This is a genomic window from Comamonas sp. SY3 (assembly GCF_041730275.1).
Classification (GTDB): Bacteria; Pseudomonadota; Gammaproteobacteria; order Burkholderiales; family Burkholderiaceae_C; genus Comamonas; species Comamonas sediminis.
Genome location: NZ_JBGTYN010000055.1, coordinates 1 through 1,131, shown reverse-complemented (window position 1 = coordinate 1,131; position 1,131 = coordinate 1). Strand labels below are relative to the sequence as shown.

The following is a 1,131-nucleotide window of genomic DNA, read 5'->3' as shown; positions in this document are numbered from 1 at the left end:
TGGGTGATTTGCAGCGGCTGGTAGTTGCTGTCGTAGGTCGTGGTGGTACTGTAGCCCCGGGCGTTGGTGTACTTTTGGCTGTAAGCGCCATCCCATTGGTTGGAGGCGGTCTTTTTACCGTTGAAGGTACGGCTGAGCTCATTGCCTTGCAGGTCGTACTGGGTGACGGTGGCGTTGCCTCGGCAGTCGGTGTAGGTGACTTCAAACACCCTTCGCTCGCGCAGGTAGTTGTTGGCGCCCGTGGATGCGCAGCCGCTTTGCCCGTCGAACTGGCCCACGCGCCCGCCGCCCCAGAGGTTGGCGAGCTTTTGCGTGGTGCCGCTGGTGCCTGTGGGGTCGATGGTGACGCCTTTTTTGCCCAGGCTCAGCATGGGCTCGGGCGCGGGGATGCTTTGGATGTACTGGGCGGTGATCTTGAGGCCCAGCGGGTCGGTGCGGCTGGTGATCTGGCCGTTGGCGTCGTACTCGTATTTCCAGGCGTGGCCCATGACGTCGGTGACCTGGGCCAGGCGCTGGCCTGCCCATTGGTAGCTGACGCTGCGCCCGGCCAGGTCTTCTATCTTTGTGATCAGGCCCCCCGCCATGGTGACGGTGTAGATGGTCTTGTCAAAGTGGTCCAGGATGCGGGCGCTGGTGGCGCTGTCGTAGGCGAAGCTGACTTTGACGCCGCTGGCGTTGGCATAGCTTTGGATGACGCCGTCTTGGCTGTAGTTGATGGTGTTGCCAAAGCGGTCGTACCACTGCCAACCGGTGTGCTGGCCTGCGGCATCTTTGAGCCGTTTGATGTAAACGGGTGCGTTGCCTTTGCTCTTGGCCATGTACAGATCGCTTTGGCCGCTGCGCTCGTAGAGCACCCCTACCCGCTCGATAACCTTGGCGTCGCTGCCCAGCGGATCGAGCTCAAAGCTGAGCGGTGCCCAGGCGGGGTTGAGCCACCAGCGCCCCTGGCTCCAGGAGCGGGCAATGTCCAAGCTGCCGCCTAGCACTTTGACGCTCAGGTCGGTGTTGCTCTCTTGGTACTCGCCATTGATCCAGTTGATGCGCGGCTCGCCGGCTTTGGCGACGGGGGTGAAGCCCAGCTCGGTGTTGGGGACGAAGGCGCCGATGCCGGAGATGCCTTGGGCGGAGGCC

The 1,131-nt window shown here is 62.9% G+C and carries 1 protein-coding gene; it reads right to left on the bottom strand.

What is annotated here, in order from left to right; genetic code table 11:
- Positions 1–1,131: hypothetical protein (locus ACCQ08_RS25995; protein ID WP_373451381.1), on the bottom strand; the 1,131-nt coding region annotated here is incomplete at both ends.